Annotated in this window: 18 protein-coding genes; 11 read left to right on the forward strand and 7 right to left on the reverse strand. The window is 63.6% G+C overall.

The features are described from left to right. Window positions 1-42: 42 nt before the first annotated feature. Window positions 43-489: a DoxX family protein gene (locus tag AADZ78_RS23930; RefSeq protein ID WP_085249615.1), complete on the forward strand. Its 447-nt coding sequence runs from the start codon at window positions 43-45 to the stop codon at window positions 487-489. On the opposite strand, the gene AADZ78_RS23935 is transcribed toward AADZ78_RS23930, so the two are convergent. After that, window positions 418-2580, reverse strand: coding sequence for a S9 family peptidase (locus AADZ78_RS23935; protein WP_085249614.1), 2163 nt, complete (start codon window positions 2578-2580; stop codon window positions 418-420). The genes AADZ78_RS23930 and AADZ78_RS23935 overlap by 72 nt on opposite strands. Beyond that, window positions 2577-3470 (reverse strand): phosphoribosylaminoimidazolesuccinocarboxamide synthase, encoded by an 894-nt coding sequence (locus AADZ78_RS23940; RefSeq protein ID WP_085249613.1) that lies wholly within the window; start codon window positions 3468-3470, stop codon window positions 2577-2579. The genes AADZ78_RS23935 and AADZ78_RS23940 overlap by 4 nt, the downstream gene beginning before the upstream one ends. A 52-nt stretch (window positions 3471-3522) precedes the next feature. Between AADZ78_RS23940 and AADZ78_RS23945 the strand changes: the two genes are divergently transcribed. Beyond that, a complete protein-coding gene (locus tag AADZ78_RS23945; protein WP_085249612.1) occupies window positions 3523-4143 on the forward strand; it encodes a hypothetical protein in 621 nt (206 codons plus the stop codon). On the opposite strand, the gene AADZ78_RS23950 is transcribed toward AADZ78_RS23945, so the two are convergent. The 3 genes from AADZ78_RS23950 to purB are packed head-to-tail and all read right to left on the reverse strand — an operon-like array spanning window position 4124 to window position 7763. Further along, window positions 4124-5104, reverse strand: coding sequence for a tellurite resistance/C4-dicarboxylate transporter family protein (locus AADZ78_RS23950; protein WP_085249611.1), 981 nt, complete (start codon window positions 5102-5104; stop codon window positions 4124-4126). The genes AADZ78_RS23945 and AADZ78_RS23950 overlap by 20 nt on opposite strands. Further along, window positions 5101-6348 (reverse strand): cytochrome P450, encoded by a 1248-nt coding sequence (locus AADZ78_RS23955; protein ID WP_085249610.1) that lies wholly within the window; start codon window positions 6346-6348, stop codon window positions 5101-5103. Before AADZ78_RS23955 ends, AADZ78_RS23950 begins: the two co-directional genes overlap by 4 nt. Continuing rightward, window positions 6345-7763 (reverse strand): adenylosuccinate lyase, encoded by a 1419-nt coding sequence (gene purB / locus AADZ78_RS23960; protein WP_085249609.1) that lies wholly within the window; start codon window positions 7761-7763, stop codon window positions 6345-6347. The genes AADZ78_RS23955 and purB overlap by 4 nt, the downstream gene beginning before the upstream one ends. A gap of 102 nt (window positions 7764-7865) precedes the next feature. On the opposite strand from purB, the gene AADZ78_RS23965 reads away from it, so the two are divergent. Then, on the forward strand, window positions 7866-8645 hold the full coding sequence (locus AADZ78_RS23965; RefSeq protein WP_085249608.1) for a DUF429 domain-containing protein: 780 nt from the start codon (window positions 7866-7868) through the stop codon (window positions 8643-8645). Here the strand turns inward: AADZ78_RS23965 and AADZ78_RS23970 are convergent. Next, window positions 8598-9221: a TetR/AcrR family transcriptional regulator gene (locus AADZ78_RS23970; protein WP_139828572.1), complete on the reverse strand. Its 624-nt coding sequence runs from the start codon at window positions 9219-9221 to the stop codon at window positions 8598-8600. The two genes, AADZ78_RS23965 and AADZ78_RS23970, sit on opposite strands and share 48 nt — an antisense overlap. A 55-nt stretch (window positions 9222-9276) precedes the next feature. Between AADZ78_RS23970 and AADZ78_RS23975 the strand changes: the two genes are divergently transcribed. The 6 genes from AADZ78_RS23975 (at window position 9277) to AADZ78_RS24000 (ending at window position 17735) form a co-directional block, all read left to right on the forward strand. Beyond that, entirely contained in the window at window positions 9277-10188 is a 912-nt protein-coding gene (locus AADZ78_RS23975; protein ID WP_085249606.1) for an alpha/beta hydrolase-fold protein, read from the forward strand. A 72-nt stretch (window positions 10189-10260) separates the two neighbouring features. Next, entirely contained in the window at window positions 10261-11844 is a 1584-nt protein-coding gene (locus tag AADZ78_RS23980) for a gamma-glutamyltransferase family protein (RefSeq protein ID WP_085249605.1), read from the forward strand. A gap of 98 nt (window positions 11845-11942) precedes the next feature. Beyond that, on the forward strand, window positions 11943-12734 hold the full coding sequence (locus AADZ78_RS23985; protein ID WP_239657037.1) for a hypothetical protein: 792 nt from the start codon (window positions 11943-11945) through the stop codon (window positions 12732-12734). Further along, window positions 12731-14875 (forward strand): Rv1355c family protein, encoded by a 2145-nt coding sequence (locus tag AADZ78_RS23990; protein ID WP_085249604.1) that lies wholly within the window; start codon window positions 12731-12733, stop codon window positions 14873-14875. The genes AADZ78_RS23985 and AADZ78_RS23990 overlap by 4 nt, the downstream gene beginning before the upstream one ends. A 97-nt stretch (window positions 14876-14972) precedes the next feature. Continuing rightward, window positions 14973-16490 carry a serine/threonine-protein kinase gene (locus AADZ78_RS23995; RefSeq protein ID WP_085249603.1) on the forward strand — a complete coding sequence of 506 codons (1518 nt, stop codon included), beginning with the start codon at window positions 14973-14975 and terminating at the stop codon, window positions 16488-16490. Between the two features lie 504 nt (window positions 16491-16994). Continuing rightward, complete coding sequence (locus AADZ78_RS24000; protein WP_239656681.1) at window positions 16995-17735, forward strand: class I SAM-dependent methyltransferase; 741 nt, start codon at window positions 16995-16997, stop codon at window positions 17733-17735. Here AADZ78_RS24000 and AADZ78_RS24005 read toward each other — a convergent pair. Beyond that, window positions 17702-18481 (reverse strand): class I SAM-dependent methyltransferase, encoded by a 780-nt coding sequence (locus tag AADZ78_RS24005; protein ID WP_085249601.1) that lies wholly within the window; start codon window positions 18479-18481, stop codon window positions 17702-17704. The two genes, AADZ78_RS24000 and AADZ78_RS24005, sit on opposite strands and share 34 nt — an antisense overlap. Before the next feature lie 126 nt (window positions 18482-18607). Here AADZ78_RS24005 and AADZ78_RS24010 point away from each other — a divergent pair, with 126 nt between their 5' ends. Continuing rightward, entirely contained in the window at window positions 18608-18958 is a 351-nt protein-coding gene (locus tag AADZ78_RS24010) for a hypothetical protein (protein WP_085249600.1), read from the forward strand. Continuing rightward, window positions 18939-19850, forward strand: a complete 912-nt coding sequence (locus AADZ78_RS24015) for a hypothetical protein (protein WP_085249599.1) — start codon at window positions 18939-18941, stop codon at window positions 19848-19850. Before AADZ78_RS24010 ends, AADZ78_RS24015 begins: the two co-directional genes overlap by 20 nt. Window positions 19851-19861: the final 11 nt, after the last annotated feature.

Genomic DNA, 19861 nt, shown 5'->3' on the forward strand with positions numbered 1-19861 from the left:
ATGGTCGATCTTGTCAGTGTCTAGATGCTAGGAGGGGCTGGGATGGCTCCAGTGATCACTCTGCTGTTGGGCAGCATTGTCGCTTGGATCATCGGCTGCTTCGGCGTGGCTTACGTGAACAACTGGACCGCCGCGGTCGCCGTCGGGCTCGCGGCGATGTTCGTGCTCACCGGGGTTGCACACTTCGCGCCGCCGCTACGCGGTGACCTCATTGCGATCGTGCCGCCCCGGTTGCCCGCACCCGGCCTGCTGGTCAGCCTCACCGGCGTGCTGGAGCTGCTCGGCGCCGCCGGTCTGTTGTTGCCCGGCACCCGGGTCGCGGCGGCCGTGTGCCTGCTGGTGCTGATGCTGGTGATGTTTCCGGCGAACGTCTACGCCGCCCGGATGCCCCATCCGCCCAAGTCGATGACGACGCGACTATCCCTGCGTAGTGCCGAGGAGGTCGTCTTTCTGGGCGCCGCCCTTGTCGTGGCCATTGGCAGCATCTAACAACCAGGCGTATTGGAATGCGGTTTCTTTCCAACGCTCGTAGCGGCCGCTGATCCCGCCATGACCGGCGTGCATCTGGGTCTTCAACAGCACCGGGTTGCCGCAGGAATTGGCATCGCTATTGGTATGCCGCAAAGCCGCAACCCACTTGGCCGGCTCAACGTAGTACACCCGGGTATCGTTCAACGACGTCATGGCCAGGATCGCCGGATAGCGCTTGGCTGCGACGTTCTCATACGGCGAATACGACTTCATGTAGGCGTAAACATCGCCGTCGTCCAACGGATTTCCCCACTCGTCCCACTCTGTGACGGTCAACGGCAACGACGGGTCAAGGATCGTGGTCAGCGGATCGACGAAAGGTACCTGAGCCAGGATTCCGGCGAACAGATCCGGGGCCATGTTGGCGACGGCGCCCATCAACAATCCGCCCGCGCTGCCGCCGAAAGCCACCAACCGCTCCGGTCGAGTCAGTCCGGATTCCACCAGATGCTGTGCCACTGCTACGAAGTCGGTGAATGTGTTCTTCTTGTCCAGCAGCTTGCCGTGTTCATACCACAGGCGCCCCATCTCACCTCCGCCGCGAACGTGTGCGACGACAAACACCATCCCACGATCCAACAGCGACAGTCGGGCGATGGAAAACCGTGGATCCTCGCAGATCTCGTAAGCGCCGTAGCCGTAAACCAATGCCGGCGCTGGGAACTCGATACCGGCGCGGTGCACGATCGATACCGGGATCCGGGTGCCGTCGTCGGCGTAAGCCCAGTCGCGACGCTCGACGTAGTCTTCGCGCTGGTAGCCGCCGAGCACCGGCTGTTCTTTCAGCAAGGTGCGTTCGCCGGTGACCAGGTCGATGTCGTAGATCCGCGTCGGGGTGACGAAAGATCCAGCACCAACCCGCAATTTGGGCGAATCCCAGTTCGGATTGGTCCCCAGCCCGGCCGACATCAATTCGGAGTCGAACGAAATCTCCTCGGGCTCACCGTAACTGCCGTCGGACTGCACCGGCCACAGCTGAACCCGGGGCAGCGCCTCACGCCGGTAGCTGACCACCAGATGACTGGCGAAGGCGTCGACGCCGTCGAGTCGGACATCGTCGCGGTGCTGAATCAGGGTGCGTTGCTGCGTCGGATCGCCGACGGGGGCCTCGGCTAGCGTGAAGTTCACCGCACCGTCGTTGTGCAGGATCAAGAAGCGATCCTGCTCACCGACCACCGCGTGCTCTACCGAGTACTCGACGCCGTCACGCCGGGGCAGCACCACAGCGAATTGCGCGTTGGGGTCAGCCGAGTCCGCGTAGCGGACCTCAGAGGTAATCGACGAGCCCGCCGCGATCAACACGTAGGCGTCGCTGCGAGTACGGCCCACCGCGAGCCAGAACCGTTCATCGGCTTCGTGATAGACACGCTCCGACGATTCGCCGGAGCCCAGCCGGTAGCGCCATACCGTGTCCGGGCGCCAGGCCTCGTCCACGGTGACGTAGTAGACGGTCCGGTTGTCGGCCGCCCAGGTCGCTCCGGCGCCGATGCCTGCGATCTCGTCGGGATACTGCTCTGAAGTCCGTAAGTCCCTGAACCGCAAGGTGTATCGCTCGTCACCTACGACGTCGACAGAGTACGCGAGCAGGTTGCCGTCCAGGCTGACACTGGCTGCACCCAGCGCGAAGAAATCGTGGCCATCTGCTTCCAAATTTTCGTCGAGCAACACCTGTTCACCGGATATTTCGGTGTCTTCGTCGAATCTCGGCGGGTTCCAGTCGTCGGGATCAGCTACCGGGCAACGGCAGTGTACGCCGTACTGCTTTCCCTCGAAGGTGCGGGCGTAGTACCACCAATCACCACGTCGAGTCGGTACCGACAGATCGGTCTCCTTAGTACGCGCCTTGATTTCGTCAAAGATCCGTTGCCGCAACGGTTCGAGGTGCGCCGTGGCCTGGTCGGCATAGTCGTTTTCGGCCTCGAGATAGGCGATGACGTCGGGGCTGTCCTTATCGCGCAACCATTCGTAATGGTCAATGAAAACGTCACCGTGGTGCTCACGCCGAGTTCCCACCCGCTTAGCCATCGGCGGAATCGGATTGTCGGTCATGCGCCCGGGCCGATCCAGTCTGCGAAGCGCAGACCTGAAATCCGTTCGTAGACATCGATATAACGGCAGCGGGTGGCTTCGATGATGTCATCCGGAAGCGGCGGCGGTGGTTGGCCGCCGCCACGGTCCCAGTCCGATGCTCCGCTGGTGAGCCAGTTGCGGACGAACTGCTTGTCGAAGCTGGTCTGGACCACACCGGGTCGGTAGTCATCGGCCGGCCAGTACCGCGACGAGTCGGGTGTGAAGATTTCGTCGGCCAGCAGCAGGTTACCGGCGGGGTCGGTGCCGAATTCAAACTTGGTGTCGGCGATGATGATTCCTCGGGTCAGGGCGTGATCGGCGGCTTGCACGTAGATTTTCAGGGTACTGTCGCGCAGCTGGTTGGCGAGCACGCCGCCCACCATCTCGATCACCCGGTCAAACGAGATGTTCTCATCGTGATCGCCCAGTGCGGCCTTCGTCGCCGGGGTGAACAGCGGTGTGGCGAACTTGCTGGCCTCGACCAGACCCGGCGGCAAGGCGATGCCGCACACCTTCCCGGTGGCCTGGTAGTCCAGCAATCCCGACCCGGTCAGGTAGCCGCGGGCCACACATTCCACCGGGAGCATGTCCAGCTTGCGCACCACCAGCGCGCGGCCAAGCACCTCATCGGGGATGCGCGCGTCGTCCGGCGGCCCGGCCAGGTGGTTGGGGGCTTCCACGAGGCCGAAGAAGAACACGCTCATCGCGGTCAGGATGCGGCCTTTGTCCGGGATAGTGCTGTCGAGGACATAGTCGTACGCCGAGATCCGATCGGTGGCGACCAGCAGCAGATGGTCGTCATCGACGCGATAGATCTCACGAACCTTGCCGCTGGCCAGATGCGGGTAGTCGGCTAGTGCGGGGCGCATCGCGTCAGCCTATCCGCCGCTCGGACCGTGGACATGTGCTGGGATCAGCCCTATGAGATCGCGCTTCTTGCCCTACTCCACCAGACCCGTCCGGCTGGCCGCCCAACTATTGAGTGACATCGCCGTGACCGTCTGGACGATGATATGGGTGTTCGTCGGCCTTGCCGTACACAGCGCCATCTCGATAATCGCGGAGGCCGGCCGGCAGGTAGAGATCGGCGCGCACGGCGTCGCCGGCAATCTGGGGTCCGCGGGCCACGACGCGCAGCGTGTTCCGCTGGTGGGCGACGCGCTGAGCAAGCCGCTCACCGCGGCCGCCGACGCGGCCCTCGACATTGCGGGCGCCGGCCACAGCCTGGACACCACGGCGAGTTGGCTTGCGGTGGTGCTCGCGGTGGCGGTCGCCGCGACGCCGATCCTGGCCGTGGCCGGACCATGGCTGTTCCTGCGGCTGCGGTTCTTCCGGCGCAAGTGGGTCGTGACCGCGTTGGCCGCCACGCCGGCCGGCCGGCAACTGCTGGCATTGCGGGCACTGGCCAACCGGTCGCCGGCCAAACTGGCCGCCGTCAGCGCGGATCCGGTCGGTGCGTGGCGGCGCGAGGATCCCACCACCATCCGCGGGCTGGCCGCGCTGGAGCTCCGGGCAGCCGGCATCACGCTTCGCGAACAGTAAGCAGCCCGGCAATGACAACGATCAGCCAGGCCGCCATTGCGATCCAGAAGAACACCAGCGACACGGTGCTCAGCGAACGCTGACCGATCTCGGCTGCCATGGCGTCAGTGGCCGCCGCGTACATACCCAGCGGGAACACCAGGGCCCACCACACGCCAGCGAAGTGCAGCATGCCGGGCCGCCGGTTGATCCGCTGCAGGCCAAAGTAGATCAGCACGGGTATCCACAAGGTCGCCGCCACCCACGTCACCACGGTGATCACTCGCACCGCTGGAGCCAGCCAAACCGGCGCGAGGCTGTGGATGTTGGCGCCGGCCAGCGTCGCAATGGCCAACCCGCCCATCAAGATCCAGGAATCGGGTTCGAAGCCGTTGCGTTCGTGTCGCTCGACGCTCGCCCGCCACAAGATCAGCCACGTCATCAGGCCGTAGAGGCAAAGCGCCACCACCCAGACCGGCACGGCCACCACAAACCACCAGTGTTCGGGGGTGTGGCGGGCTACCTGGGTGGCCACGATCGCCAGGCCGGAGGTGCCCACGCTGGCGAGCTCCCAAGCGCCGTGGGCACGGTCCCGCAGCGTCGCCCACGGCTGCGCCAACATGTTTCGGGTGCTCAGCACCATCAGCACCAGCCACGCCGACAGCGCAACCGCTCCGAGCATGTACATCACCATGCGACGGGATGCCAGCCGGCTGTCAAGCACCGCGCAGGCGGCAACGAATGTGAACAATCGCAGTGTCACATCGGGATCGGTCAAGTCCCACAGGGAATTCCGCCTTCCTACCGCGGCGGCGATAACCAATCCGGCGAGGACTACCAGAGCGGTCGTGGCAAGCACACCCAAGGTGTCGCTGATCCGGACGTAGTGGTGCTGACCCGCGGCTATCGACAAAATCCCGGTCGCCATCACCGCGGCGAATACATCGGGTGCCGGCTCGACATCGGCGAGCCGGAATTTCATTGCGAACCGCGCAATTCCACAACGAGGTGCCGGATGCCGGTATGCCGGTTGCTGCGTGTCCATTCGACGGGCTGTACCACCCGCACGGTCGCGAATCGCGACAGCAGTTCCTCATAGAGCACCCGCAGTTCCAGCCGGGCCAGATTGGCGCCCAGGCAATAGTGCACCCCTTGTCCAAAGCCCAGGTGTGGGTTGGGCTTTCGTGTGATATCGAACTCGTCCGCCCGGTCGAAGACGAGGGCATCGCGGTTGGCCGAGCCCTCCCAGATCTGAACCTTCTGTCCCGCCTCGATCGAGTGCCCGCCGAGCGTGATGTCCCGCGTGGCGGTTCGCCTTTTCGACGGCGACGGCGACGTCCACCGTACGATCTCCTCGATCGCCGTCGGCAGCATGTCGAGATTCCCACGCAGCGCGTGCAATTGCTCCGGATGGTTGGCCAGCGCCAGCAAGCCACCCGCGACCGCGTTACGTGTCGTCTCCGCACCCGCGCTGAACAACAGGCTGAAGAACAGGTACAGCTCGAGATCCGACAGCGCCGGCGCGTTGACGTCGTCGAGCGTCGCGTTGGCGACTACCGACAACATGTCGTCGGTCGGTTCGGCCCGCTTGGCTGCGATCAACTCCTGGCCATAGGTGAACATCCGCGACCCGGCGTCTTCGGCCGACAGCTGGGATAGGGACGCCTTGCGTGAACCGCCGAAGTCGAATTGCGGCTCAATGGCCTCGAATAGCCAATGTCGTTCGGCTTCCGGCACACCCAGCAGGATGCAGATCATCTGCATCGGCAGTTCGGCCGCGATATCAACCAGGACGTCGAACGGTTCGCCTGGCGTCACACCATCCAACAGCCGGCACGCGCGGGCGCGCAGATCGTCCTCGACACGACGGATCATCCGCGGTGTGAGCCCCGAGCTGACCAGTCGCCGAATCTGCGCATGCCGTGGGTCGTCCATCATGTTGAGCACCTGGCCGGCAATGGCCAGGTCCTGCAACAGCGTTCCGCCGAACGGCCTCTCGCCGCCCGTGACTGAGGAGTAGGTCACCGGATCACGCAACACCTCAAGGGTTTCGGCATGGGTGGCCACCGACCAGAAGCCCTCGCCGTCTGGGGTATTGGCCGTTGGCGAGTGCCAGTACACCGGCGCCTCCCGACGATGAATCGCAAAGAGATCATGCGGGAAGCCGTGGGCGAAGTTGTCCAAATCGGTGAAGTCGATGCCTGAGAGCGCGCTGGCGAGAGTCATAGGATCACACCCGGTGTGTACTTGGCCGCGTCTGGGTAGCGGCCTACCAATGTGTCCACCAATGCGGCCATCTCGTCTACTTGATCGCCCGCCGCACCGGTGAATGTCTCCTTGTCGGCCAGCGCGGCATCCAGCGCGTCGCGGCCTAACGGCAGCCGGGGATCAGCGGCCAGCCGGTCCAAAAGGTCTGGCTCTGCCCCCAGTTCGCGCATGGCCAGCGCCGTCGCCACCGCGTGCTCGCGGATCACATGGTGGGCCGACTCGCGCCCCATGCCCGCGCGCACTGCCGCGATCAACACCTTGGTGGTAGCCAGGAACGGCAGATAGCGGTCCAGCTCGCGCTGGATCACCGCCGGGTACGCGCCGAACTCGTCGAGCACCGTCAAAAACGTCTCGATCTGCCCGTCGATGGCGAAGAAGCTGTCCGGCAACGCAACTCGGCGCACCACCGAGCAGAAGACATCGCCCTCGTTCCACTGTGCACCGGCCAATTCGGCCGTCATGGCGGCATAGCCACGCAACACCACCTGCAGCCCGTTGACCCGCTCGCAACTGCGGGTGTTCATCTTGTGCGGCATCGCCGACGAACCGACCTGCCCGGGAGCGAAGCCCTCGGTGACGAGTTCGTGCCCGGCCATCAGCCGGATGGTGTGCGCCAACGAGGACGGGCCGGCGCCGAGCTGTACCAAGGCGGACGCCACATCGTGGTCCAGCGAACGCGGATACACTTGCCCCACGCTGGTCAAAACCGTTGTGAAGCCCAAGAACTCGGCGATGCGACGCTCGAGCTCAGCCAATTTGGCGGCGTCGCCACCCAAGAGATCAAGCATGTCCTGAGCGGTGCCCATCGGACCCTTGATCCCCCGCAGCGGGTAGCGGTCGATCAATTCCCGCACTCTCGTCAGCCCGACAAGTGTCTCCTGGGCCGCCGAAGCGAACCGCTTGCCCAAAGTCGTGGCCTGCGCGGCGACGTTATGGCTGCGGCCGGCCATGACCAAGTCGCGGTAGGCCACCGCCCGCTCGGCAAGCCTCGCGACCACCGCCACCCCGTGGGCGAAGACCAGTTCCAGCGACCGTCGCACCTGCAGCTGCTCGACGTTCTCGGTCAGGTCACGACTGGTCATCCCCTTGTGCACGTGCTCATGACCGGCCAGCGCGTTGAATTCCTCGATGCGAGCCTTGACGTCATGGCGCAGCACCCGTTCCCGGGCTGCGATCGAAGCGAGGTCCACGTCGTCGAGCACCCGCTCGTAGTCGGCGATCGCTTGTTGCGGAACGTCGACACCCAGTTCGGCCTGCGCCCGCAACACGGCCAGCCATAGCCGCCGCTCGGCCACCACCTTGGCCTCCGGCGACCAGATCGCAACCATCTCGGCGCTGGCGTATCGGGTCGCCAGCACGTTCGGAATGCTCACAGACAGACAGCTTACGGTCGTTTCAGATCCCCAACGTCGACTTGTTGGGTAGATCAGCCGGAATCCCTAGAACGAGCCGACGTTGGGTGATTTGGTAAGGCGATGTACTTCGTCGGCGTGGACCTGGCCTGGGCGGGTCGCAATCCCACCGGTATCGCGGTTGTCGACGCCGACGGCTCTCTGGTGCATATTGGCGCAGCCCGCGACGACGCCGACGTGTTGGCGGCGCTACGACCCTACGTCCAGGGCGAGTGCCTCGTCGGCTTCGATGCGCCTCTGGTGGTGACCAACCCAACCGGGCAACGACCCGCCGAGACGGCACTCAACCGTGACTTCCGCAAATTCGAGGCGGGCGCGCATCCAGCTAACACCAGCAAGCCCGAATTTGCCGGGAGGCCACGCGCCGCCCGGCTGGCTGAGGCACTCCAATTGGATCTGGACCCATTTTCCGACGCCACCCGGCGCGCCATCGAGGTCTACCCGCACGCGGCGACTGTGGCACTGTTTCGACTGTCCCGCACACTGAAATACAAGGCCAAGCCCGGCCGTAGCGTCGATCAACTCAAGTCCGAGCTGCTGCGGCTGATGGGCGGCGTCGAGGGGCTTGCGCATGCCCCAGTGCCGCTGCGTGTAATAAGGAACGCGGATTGGGTTTCCCTGCGCCGGCAAGTGTCGGATGCCCACCGCAAGTGCGAGCTGCGTCGCGCCGAGGATCCAGTCGACGCCGTCGTCTGCGCCTATGTGGCGTTGTATACCGAGCGCTGCCCCGCCGACGTCACGATCTACGGGGACGTCGGCACCGGCTACATCGTTACGCCATCGCTACCCGGGGACCTAGATCCGTATAGGCCGCTGATCGACCGGCGCCAGCACGTCAATTAAATCGACCACGGTCGTCAGCGCCGCGGCCCGCGGATCCCGCCCCTCGACCAGCGCGGAGACCACCGAACCGTCGACGGCGCAAATAAGTGTGCATACCAGTTCGATGTGGACCGAACGCCCTGATCTTTCGAGGGCCTCGGCGACCGCCTCGGCGCGTTGGCGCAAGCTACGCCGCATGCTTTCGCGCAGGGCGGGAAAGCGGGTACAGGCGATATGTCGCTCATATCGCGATATCAGCTGCTCGGCGAGCCCCGGACCGGATACATCGCCCACAAGCAAGTCGACTAGCACTTCAGCGGTGGTCTCAGGCCCCCGGCGCCGCCGCGACAGGGCGTTGACCCGTGCCCGCAGCTGCGCTACCTCGATCATCCCGATGTGTTCGACCGCGCGGGCGATCAAATCGTCGAGCGAAGAGAAGTAGTAGGTGGTGGACGCCAGCGGCAGGCCAGCCCGCCGGGCGACCGCCCGGTGGCGTACCGCTTCGAACCCGCCCTCGCCAAGCAGCTCCGCGGCGGCGCTTACCAACGCATACCGCCGACGTTCTCCCTTTGGAGTCACTGCTGCCGTCACGCCCACCCATGCTGCCAGTCAAAGTGGTACTCCATTGCCATTTTGACGAAACGTCCATGGCATGATGACCCGCATGCCAGACTTGAGCCGCCGCGCCGTGCTCGGTCTTGGTGCCGGCGCGGTCTGCGGCGCGGCCGGCGCATATGCGCTCGACATGGTCTTTCAGCCACGAACATCACAGGCCATGCCGCCGTCAGTGACTGGCACAAGCGTTCCACTGGCGCCGGCACGACCGCTCGATCCGGCACCGCCGGCTCAGGCCGCGCCGACGATGGCGACCGGCTCGTTTGTGTCGGCCGCGCGCGGTGGGATTTCGACCAACTGGGCGATCGCGCGTCCGCCGGGCCAGACCAAGCCGCTGCGACCGGTGATCGCGCTACACGGAAAAGGCAGCGACGCATCCACCGTGATGGCCGGCGGCGTGGAGCAGGGACTGGCACAGGCCGTCGACGCCGGGCTGCCGCCGTTCGCTGTGGTCGCGGTCGACGGCGGCGGCAGCTACTGGCACAAGAGGGCGTCCGGCGAGGACTCCGGAGCGATGGTGCTGGACGAGCTCATCCCCATACTGAACTCCCATAGTCTGGACACCTCACGCGTGGCGTTCCTGGGTTGGTCGATGGGCGGCTACGGCGCATTGCTGCTGGGCGGCCGACTCGGACCGGCGCGCACCGCGGCCATCTGTGCGGTGAGCCCGGCGCTGTGGCTGTCCGCCGGTGCGGCCGCACCCGGCGCGTTCGACGGCGCCGACGACTTCTCGGCCAACTCGGTGTTCGGCATGCCCGCGCTCGGGTCCATACCGATCCGGGTGGATTGCGGCGACAGCGATCCGTTCTACGCCGCGACCAAGCAGTTCATAGCTCAATTGCCCAACCCGCCCGCGGGTGGCTTCTCGCCCGGTGGACACAACGGCGGGTTCTGGAGTTCGCAGTTGCCCGCCGAGCTGACCTGGATCGCGCCATTGCTGACGGCCTAGACTCTAGGCCGCGAGCGTAACCCCACTGCGAAAAAAACTCGCTCGATTTCGCAGTGCCGTTACGCTCGCGGGGTGAGCAGGCCTTTCGGTTGGAACTTTCCCTACGCGTGGCCGCGAATGCCTATTCTGGCGGAAAACGTTGTCTGTACGTCACAACCGCTTGCCGCTCAAGCCGGTCTTCGGATGCTTGCCGACGGCGGGAATGCCGTCGATGCGGCCATCGCCACCGCCATCACGCTGACCCTGGTGGAGCCGGTGTCCAACGGGATCGGCTCGGATGCCTTCGCGATCGTTTGGGATGGCGGGCGGGTGCACGGTCTGAACGGGTCGGGCCGTTCGCCTGCGGCGTGGACGCCGGAATACTTCGGCGGTAACGGTGTTCCCGCGCTCGGCTGGAATTCGGTGACGGTGCCGGGCGCGGTGTCGGCATGGGCCGCGCTGCATACCAGGTTTGGCAAGGTTGCATTCGAACGACTCTTCGCGCCCGCTATTTCTTACGGCCGCAACGGCTTTCTTGTCTCGCCGATCGTCGCCGCCCAGTGGGCGGCGCAGGTACCGCTTTTCGAATCCCAACCCGGATTCGCCCAGGCGTTCATGCCCGGCGGGCGAGCGCCGAAACCCGGTGAGCTGTTCAGGTTTCACGACCACGCGAGCACGCTCGAAAAGATCGCCGCAACCAACGGCGAAGCGTTCTACCGCGGCGAGCTGGCGGCAAAACTCGAGGCGCACGCGACGGCCAATGGCGGCGTCCTGCGAGCCAGCGACTTGGCCGCTCATCGCGCCGACTGGGTCGGCACGGTCACCGGAAGCTACCGCGGGTTCACGATCCACGAGATACCACCCAACGGCCAGGGGATCGTGGCCTTGATCGCACTCGGGATCCTTGAACAGTTCGATATACCGTCGTTGCCAGTCGATTCCGCCGATAGTGTGCATTTGCAGATCGAAGCGCTCAAGCTCGCTTTCGCCGACGCGCAGGCCTATGTTGCCGACGTCGACCACATGACAGTGAGCACGCAGCAGCTCCTGGACAGTGAGTATCTAAAGCAGCGAGCCTCGCTCATCGATCCGAAGCGGGCGAAGCCGGCAGCCGCCGGCACCCCCAGGGGCGGCACCGTGTATCTGACCGCTGCCGATGCGGCCGGGATGATGGTGTCGATGATCCAGTCGAACTACATGGGTTTTGGCTCCGGCGTGGTGGTGCCTGGCACCGGCATAGCGCTGCACAACCGCGGCGCGAATTTTACTGTGGAGCATGGACATCCGAATAGAATCGGACCCGGCAAGCGCCCCTATCACACGATCATTCCGGCCTTCGTGACCAAAGACGGCGCACCCGTGATGAGCTTCGGCGTAATGGGCGGCCCGATGCAACCCCAGGGTCATGTACAGGTGCTGGTGCGCATCGCCGACTACGGCCAAAACCCGCAAGCCGCCTGTGACGGCCCTCGGTTTCGCTGGGTACAGGGCCAGCAGGTCAGCTGCGAGCGGGGCCTCCCGCCATCAACCCTCGACGAGCTACGCCAGCGCGGGCACGACGTCATCACCACCGAGGACTACAACTCGTTCGGCAGCTGCCAAGCGATCTGGCGGCTTGACGACGGATATCTCGCGGCCAGTGACCCAAGGCGGGACGGCCAAGCCACGGCGTTCTGAGCACGGGGTCGAACGAAACCTCACAGACTAACCATTTACACGTGTTGAATCAAGCGATTGAACGCGTGTCAAGTTTGCCGTACGGTATTCCAGCAATCGTGAGCGCCACAACCACTCGGCAACTGACCACCCACAATGGAGCAACCGTGAGTATGCCCCTACCCCTAGCTGGTAACGACTTCCACCTCGACCGGAACCTCAGCTGGTGGGATGCCGATACCGAGTGCCAATTTGTCCTATCCCAACCGGCACTAGACCCGCACCTTTGGCAGGAATACGTCGCCGGCTCGTACCGCAGTTATCGCCGGCACGACGTCGAGTGCGCACTCGATCACGCCGCATTGAGAACCGGACATGACACTGTCATGTTTTTCGTCGCATTGGATAAGACCTTGCAGATGCTTGCCGGGGTGCGCGCGGTGGGACCGTTGCGGTCTCCGGACGACGCGCACGCGGTCGTTGAATGGACCGGTCAGCAGGAACAGCAGGCGGTGCGAGCCATGATCGCCGACCGGGTGCCATTCGGCATCCTGGAGATGAAAACGGCGTGGAAAGTCAATGACCCCGCCCGGAATTGTTCGCTGACCGAAATACTCGCCCGGATCGGCTTTCACATGTCAGCGCTGCTCGACGTTCAGTTCTTCATGGCCACAGCCGCGACGTTTCTGTTGGACAAGTGGCGCACATCGGGGGGCGTTGTCGCACCAATTCCCGATACGCCCTATCCCGACGAGCGCTTCCAAACAAGGTTGATGTGGTGGGACAGGCGCACTTTCGCTAAGCACGCGACGCCAGACCAGGCATCGAAGATCCATGTCGAGACCACCCAGCTGCTGCATGCCTTCTATCGACAACCGCGGGCAGGTAACGTTCAAGCGAGCCGGCCATGAATGACTACCCAGCTGAATTAGCATGCCGTGCAACTATTTTCGATGAAGACGATTGCGCCGATAGGCGTGTCTTGGCCGAGTATCACGCCGATCGGCAGATCGAGGTCATAGACCGATGGGAGGAACAGGTCGCCAACGTCCGGCGACTACGGCCCGCGCCCGATCCTCAGTTGCTCGCCGAGTCAAAGCGGTGGGCCTTCTACCCATGGCGTAGCACGCTCGTCAGCATCCTGGGGCCACGCGGGTTCCGCGCGCTAAGGCTGGACCGCAATCGAAATTTGATTACCGCCGCCGAGCAGGATCGCCTCGCCAGGCTACAGGTCGGAGTCGTTGGCTTAAGTGTTGGTCATGCCATTGCGTACATGCTGGCGGCCGAAGGCTTATGCGGCGGAATTCGACTCGCGGACTTCGACATCCTTGAGTTGTCCAACCTCAACCGGGTGCCGGCGACGGTACTCGACCTCGGGCTGAACAAGGCGATTGTGGCTGCCCGACGGATCGCAGAACTCGATCCCTATCTCCCGGTGGTCGTGGAAACGTCAGGATTGTGCGCAGACACCATCGACGGCTTCCTGGACGGACTCGACGTCGTCGTGGAGGAATGCGATTCACTGGATATGAAAGCCCGCGTGCGCACGGCCGCACGTGCATATCGAATCCCAGTGCTGATGGCAACCGGAGACCGCGGTCTGGTGGACGTCGAGCGATACGACTTGGAGCCGTCCCGCCACATCCTGCACGGTCTGCTGGGCGATATCGATGTCACCGAGCTTTCTGGCTTGTCCAGCCGGGCCAAGGTTCCGCATGTCCTGCGCGTCCTCGATGCGGCGCGACTGTCGGCGCGGTCGGCCGCCTCGATGGTCGAGATCGACGAAACCCTGGCAACCTGGCCACAATTGGCCGGTGAGGTGGCGCTCGGTGCCACCGCAGTCGCGGAAGCGGTACGCAGAATCGGTCTCGGCGAAACACTTCGGTCGGGCCGGGTACGTATCGACGTGGCCGAGGCGCTCGACCACCTTGCCGAACCGGATGTCCAAGCCGATGGCTGCCGGGTCGCTGAGCAGTGCGCCGAGCACGTCGAATCGCCGGCATCGTCGGACCTGTCCGGCATCGTTGCCGCCGCCGCAAGCCGAGCGCCGTCAGGAGGCAACTCGCAGCCCTGGCTCATCGAGACGGAGATGGACTCGGTGACCATCAGGCTGGCAGGTGAGCGCACGGCCACGATGGATGTCGACTTCCGGGCCAGCGCTGTCGCGGTTGGTGCGGCCTGGTTCAACGCCAGGGTGGCCGCGGCCAGGTACGGCATGCTTGGTCCGGTTGAACTTAGGGAGCCTGACGATTCGTCGCCCCTGGCCGCGGTGGTGCGACTTACCGGAGGCAGCGATCACGACCTTGCATGCCTCTACCGGCCGATGTTGCAGAGGGAATCGAACCGCCATCTCGGTGTGCCACTTCCCCTCGACGTCGAGCGTGCGGCAGCACTGTCGGCCGCTGCTGCCGCCGAGGGCGCACGATTGCAATTGTTGACCGAGAAGGACGATATCGAGCAGATCGCGGCGATTGTCGCTGCGGCAGACCGCATTCGATACCTGACGCCAAGTTTGCATGCGGACATGTTGTCGGAGATCCGCTGGTATGAAAACGAGTCCTCGGATTCAGGTATTGACGTACGCAGCCTAGAAATGGATCAAAGCGAATTGGCGGGCATCCAAATCGCGAAGCGACCCGACGTGATGAAGTTGCTGGCGGGGTGGGGAGCGGGAAGCGCACTGGGCAACTACTCTCGCGACCGCCTCTGTGCCAGCTCCGGCGTCGGCGTTGTTTCAATTAGTGGCCACAGTCTCCGCGACTACGCCCGCGGTGGAGCCGCATTGGAGGCGGTGTGGATAACCGCGCAGCAACTTGGACTGGGGGTACATCCGATGTCGCCGGTGTTCCTCTTCGCGCGCACCGACGATGAGTTGCAGCGATTGTCACCGACCTTCGCTGCCCCGCTACGCCAGTTGCAGCGCGATTTCCGCGATGTCACGCACACAAAACCCGATGACGTTCATGTGCTGATGCTCAGGTTTTCCTACGCGCCACGCGCATCAGTCCGCAGTCGCCGGCGCACCTGCACCGCGATCGTGTCTAATTGGTGAACCAAAGGTAGCGTACTGGTAAACTGCGGGTTACGTCAGTACACTAATCGCAGGCAGGCGCTGAGCTGCGCCGGCCATCACCGTAACGGGCGGTGCGATGATGGGTTTAGTTCATCGAGGCTCCGGTAGCAGGTTGAATGCCGGCGACGTGTTTGCCGGATACACGATCGTCCGGTTGCTGGGCTCGGGAGGAATGGGCGAGGTCTATCTCGCCCAGCATCCACGGTTGCCCCGCCGAGAAGCGCTCAAGATATTGGGCGATGAGGTATCGGCTGACAACAACTATCGCCGGCGATTCATCAGAGAGGCAGACGTAGCCGCCACGCTGTGGCATCCGAACATCGTGCGCGTCAACGACCGCGGCGAGTTCAACGGACAGCTATGGATCTCGATGGACTTCGTCGACGGAACCGATGCGGCGAGCCTGTTGCGGGACCGCTATCCGGTCGGCATGCCGGCAGACCAGGTAGCCACGATAATCGCAGCGATCGCAGGCGCACTCGACTACGCGCACCAGCAGCATGATCTGATGCACCGCGACGTCAGCCCGGCCAATATCCTACTTAGTAAGCCGGAGCACGGCGATCAGCGAATCCTCTTGGGCGACTTCGGAATAGCCCGGAACATCGGCGACACTGGCGGCCTGACAGCGACAAACATGACCATCGGCACGTTTCCCTACGCCGCACCTGAACAACTAGCGGACGAACCAATTGACGGACGCGCCGATCAGTACGCTCTTGCGGCCACCGCCTACCATCTGCTGACCGGATCGACACTGTTCCCGCACACCAGCCCAGCGGTTGTAATCAGCCGCCACCTGACCGCGGCACCTCCAGCACTCGCGGAGACCCGCGCCACGCTCAGGGCCTTTGATCCGGTGCTTGCCGTAGCTCTCGCTAAGGACCCCACCGATCGATTCGCCCGGTGCACCGATTTCGCCCGCGCGTTCGCACGGGCGGCCGACTCCGGCGGACACCCGACAGCTTTTGCGTGGACCATGCCCGCGCCTGCGGCGCACCGGCCACCACGATGCGCTGACACCGGCGCAGAGCAACGACGCGGTCGGTGGCGGATCTTTGCCGCGGCATCAACGGTGATCGCGCTCGCCGCCGTCGGCGCCAGTGGCTACCCGATCGACAATGACAACGCCGTCTCGCAAGCCGGGCCACCTGCCGCGTCGCCAACTTCGGCGCAGCCGCAACGGACCGCGGACTACATGCCACCACCCGCGCCGCCCCCGGAGCCATTGGCGCCAACGACCCCGAAGGCCGCTCCGCCACCGCCATCCCCAACTCCTGTGTACGTTCCGGCCGCGCCGGCCCCGAAAGGGCCGCGGCAGACGCCGCAGCCACCGACGCCCCCGCAACGACCGACGCCCGGCCCCGACCAGACCTTTCTCAGTCTCGTGTCCGAGATTCCCGGTGTCACCGTCACCGACCCCGCAACCGCCGCCGCCACTGGCCGCGGCGTGTGCACACACCTTCAGAACGGTGGAAGCCCCACTGATGTCGCCGCCGCGACCGTGAACAACAACACCGGGCTCACGCCCGCACAGGCTGCCGCCGGCGTCAACGCGGCGATCACCGCCTACTGCCCCCAATATCGGCAATAGGGAAAAGCGTTCCCCCGCCAGGCTGCTATCGGACGGACAGAATTCGGTAGCGGCCGGTACCGCTATATTTGCATTTTCAGCAATAGCATCTTGCGTTTGGTCGAATGGTGAAAGTGCGCATTACTGTGAGTTTACTGCGCACTCTTGACAGTCGCTCGCCAGTAGTCGATAAATTAGTCACAGCCTAATCAGGCCGTGACATCACAACAGAGTGAAAGGATGAAGCATGGCACGCGCTAGGAACCTTCTGTTGGCAATCATCGGAGTTAAGCAGGGTGGGGCGAGCGTCGAGCACCACCAGCTCGCCATTTTCTAATTTCATTTGCTTTGCGGACCCCTGTTGGTCCGCTATGCCGAACTAGCCGCTTGAGGAAAAACTTCCGACAATTTGTCGGCGCTGCGGATGGCTGGCCCGCATCGAAATCCTTAAGCGGCTAGCGGCGTTTTGACTGAACGCCGATCTTTGTGTCGAACGAATAGTGCCTGCCAACATTGGAGTATTGGGTGTCCAAGAAATATGCGATACGCGACACCAGCAGGGTGACGAATGACGGCACTATGGTTGAGAGCTTGCGTCGTCTGCCCGCGACCGGTCAGGTCGAACGAATCCGGAATCTGATCGAGCCAAAGTGTTGTCTGTTGGATCTCGGCGCAGGCGTTGGACGCCTGGCCAACCCGCTCGCCAAACTCGGCTATCAGGTCACCGCGGTGGACGACTCAGCGGACTTGCTCGCGGAAATTCCCCACGCCCGAAGGGTGTGCGCTCGCATCGAGAAGCTGCGGCTACCTGAGAAATTCGACGCCGTGTTGTTGGCTAGCAGCTTGATCAACTACCCCGGGGTCGAGCTTCGAAGGGGTGTATTGGCCACGGTCGCGCATCATCTCAAGCCGACCGGCAAGGCCGTCATCCAGTGGAGGTCGCCGCTATGGTTTGCATCGCTCAGACAAGGCGGTAGTTCCCAATGGGCTGATGGTCCGCTGGTGCGAATCGCGAACGTCCACACTGACGGTGACGGGTTGGTCAACGGCGACGTGACGTTCGAGTTTGACGGCCAGACGTGGTGCCAACCGTTTCGCCTCGAATACATGACGAGTGCCGAACTCAGAGACGAACTTGGCCGGGTAGGACTGCAATTGGATACGAGTGACCCGGATACGACGGAATGGCTCGAGGTCACTGTCGATGATGCCGGGCTGTCGCGACACCAAGTTCAGACGCAGACGACAACCAGCTGCACCGCGTAGGCCTCGTCGATGACTCCATCGGGAAAGAGCCCAAGCAACGCGGTTCGTTCGTCAGCAATAAGCCGGCTCAGGATGTCTGGCGGGAGGGCTGCGATGTTGGAGCGACTGGCCAGGTGATTCAGATGAGCATCAAGGCGTATCGAGCGCCTCCAGTGCACGTGACGTGTGACCGGGAGCGCACCCGGGTGGCAACGCCGCAGGACTTCGGCGACATTGACACCCGGGGGCAGATGACCGGGGTGCACTCCCGGGAATGCGGGAACCGGGGCATATCGCACCAGGCGGCGCTCCTGCTCGACAGCCCACTCGACATCGGGATCGGCGATATTCCAGAACAACACCATGGCGCCGCCAGGGCGCAACACCCGCACTGCCTCGCGCACCGACCGCGCAGGGTCCGTCCAATGCCAGGATTGGGCGTACGTGATCATGTCGGCACTAACGGCCTTGAACGGCAATGCCTCGCCGACAGCTCGTACCAACGGCACCTCGGGCAACGCGCGCCGAAGTTGAGTAGCCATCGCTGCCCCGGGCTCCGCAGCGACCACCCGGGCACCCCGCTTCAACAGAAGCCCGGTCGCGTGGCCTGTCCCGGCACCAACATCGATCACTTCGGCGCCAAGGAGCGGTCGAGCGGTCAACGCCTCGATCTCCTCGAAAAGACTTGGTGGATATCCGGGTCGGCTTGCCGCATAGGTATCAGCAATCGATTCAAATGCCGACACCCCGTCTCCACCAACAGCCATGACCCTTAGTGTCGCGGATCGATCCCCTCCCGATCACCTTGGGGCAAGCCCACCCGCCCGCTACACGCCGCGGCAACCGGGCCGCATAAATCGACGAAATCGAAATACAACTACGAGAGGTCCCCCATGTCGTCCGTACTTATCGTCACCGCCTGCACGGTGACCGCAGGACTGTTGGTCCGGATGGTCATTGCCGGGTTCATAACTCGTAGTGGGGTGATCTTTTCTTGGCCGATGTTCGCCAATCCTTCTTACTGCTATTTGGAGTTGTCGGTTGACAAACCGACCGGTTCGGAACCTGTCAACTTCTGGGATTACGCGATCAGTGCCGATGTAAGCCTCACATCCGCCGGCGCGCAACGGTTCCTCAACTATCTACGCGAGGTGAAATCGATGCACGTCAATGGCCGGGTGATCATCGACGACGCTCGAGGATTGCAAGAGATGAGAGTGTGCGATGGGCATCTGGTGGGTTGATGCCGTCACCACGGCATTCGACATGCGCGTGTCAGCGCTACCAAGCAACCTCTTTCGGATCGGGATCGCGCTGGCAGCCCTGCTGAAGTTCACCTCCGAGCACATGTCTGGCGCGTGGCACTATCTCGACGAGGGCGGCTACGTGCGGTTCCGCTACCTGGACGCCCACCCGCGCGGACCATTCCGCAGCGTCACGTTCTACCGGTTGGCTTACCTAGCAAAATGGTTGGCCGCCACCGGTCTCTTACTGGGCATCGCACCGCAACTGTGCGCGCTCGTCTTGGCGTGCTGGTTCGCCCTGGAAATCAGCTTCGATTGGAAGTATCACACCATCTTCCTGCTACTGGCCTGCGCTGTACTCAGTGTGGATTGGGGTTCGGGTAGCATTCTGCGACTCGACCGGATGCCGTGCTTACTTGACAGCGGCTGCCGCACCAGTTTGGTCAACGGCGCGACCACCTGGGTGTGGCCAAAATGGATAATCCTGCTGATCGTTACTCAGATGTACTGGGCGAGCGCCTATACCAAGCTGCGCTCGGCGCAGTTTCGATCGGGCAGCGTGCTGGTCAAACTGAGCCGATACCTGTACATTAACCGACCACTGCTGCGGCACTGGGAGTTTCACTACCCGAAGCTGATGGTGAACTACCTCATCGAGGCGCCGATCGCCGTCTGCCGAAGCCGATGGGTGTTGGCGACCTGGGGAACCATCGCAGGCGAGGCGCTACTGCCGATCGGACTGGCCACCCCTGTTCCTGCGATCTACTACGCGGCCTTTGGATTCGGCGCCATCATGCACACGGGATTCACCGTGTTGCTCCCACGTAGACTCATGCCCTTCAGTATCGCTTGCCTTGCCGCCTACCTCATGATCATCCCGATCCAAGGATGAGTCAGCCGCCT

The sequence above is a fragment of the Mycobacterium riyadhense genome, from assembly GCF_963853645.1.
Taxonomy (GTDB): domain Bacteria; phylum Actinomycetota; class Actinomycetes; order Mycobacteriales; family Mycobacteriaceae; genus Mycobacterium; species Mycobacterium riyadhense.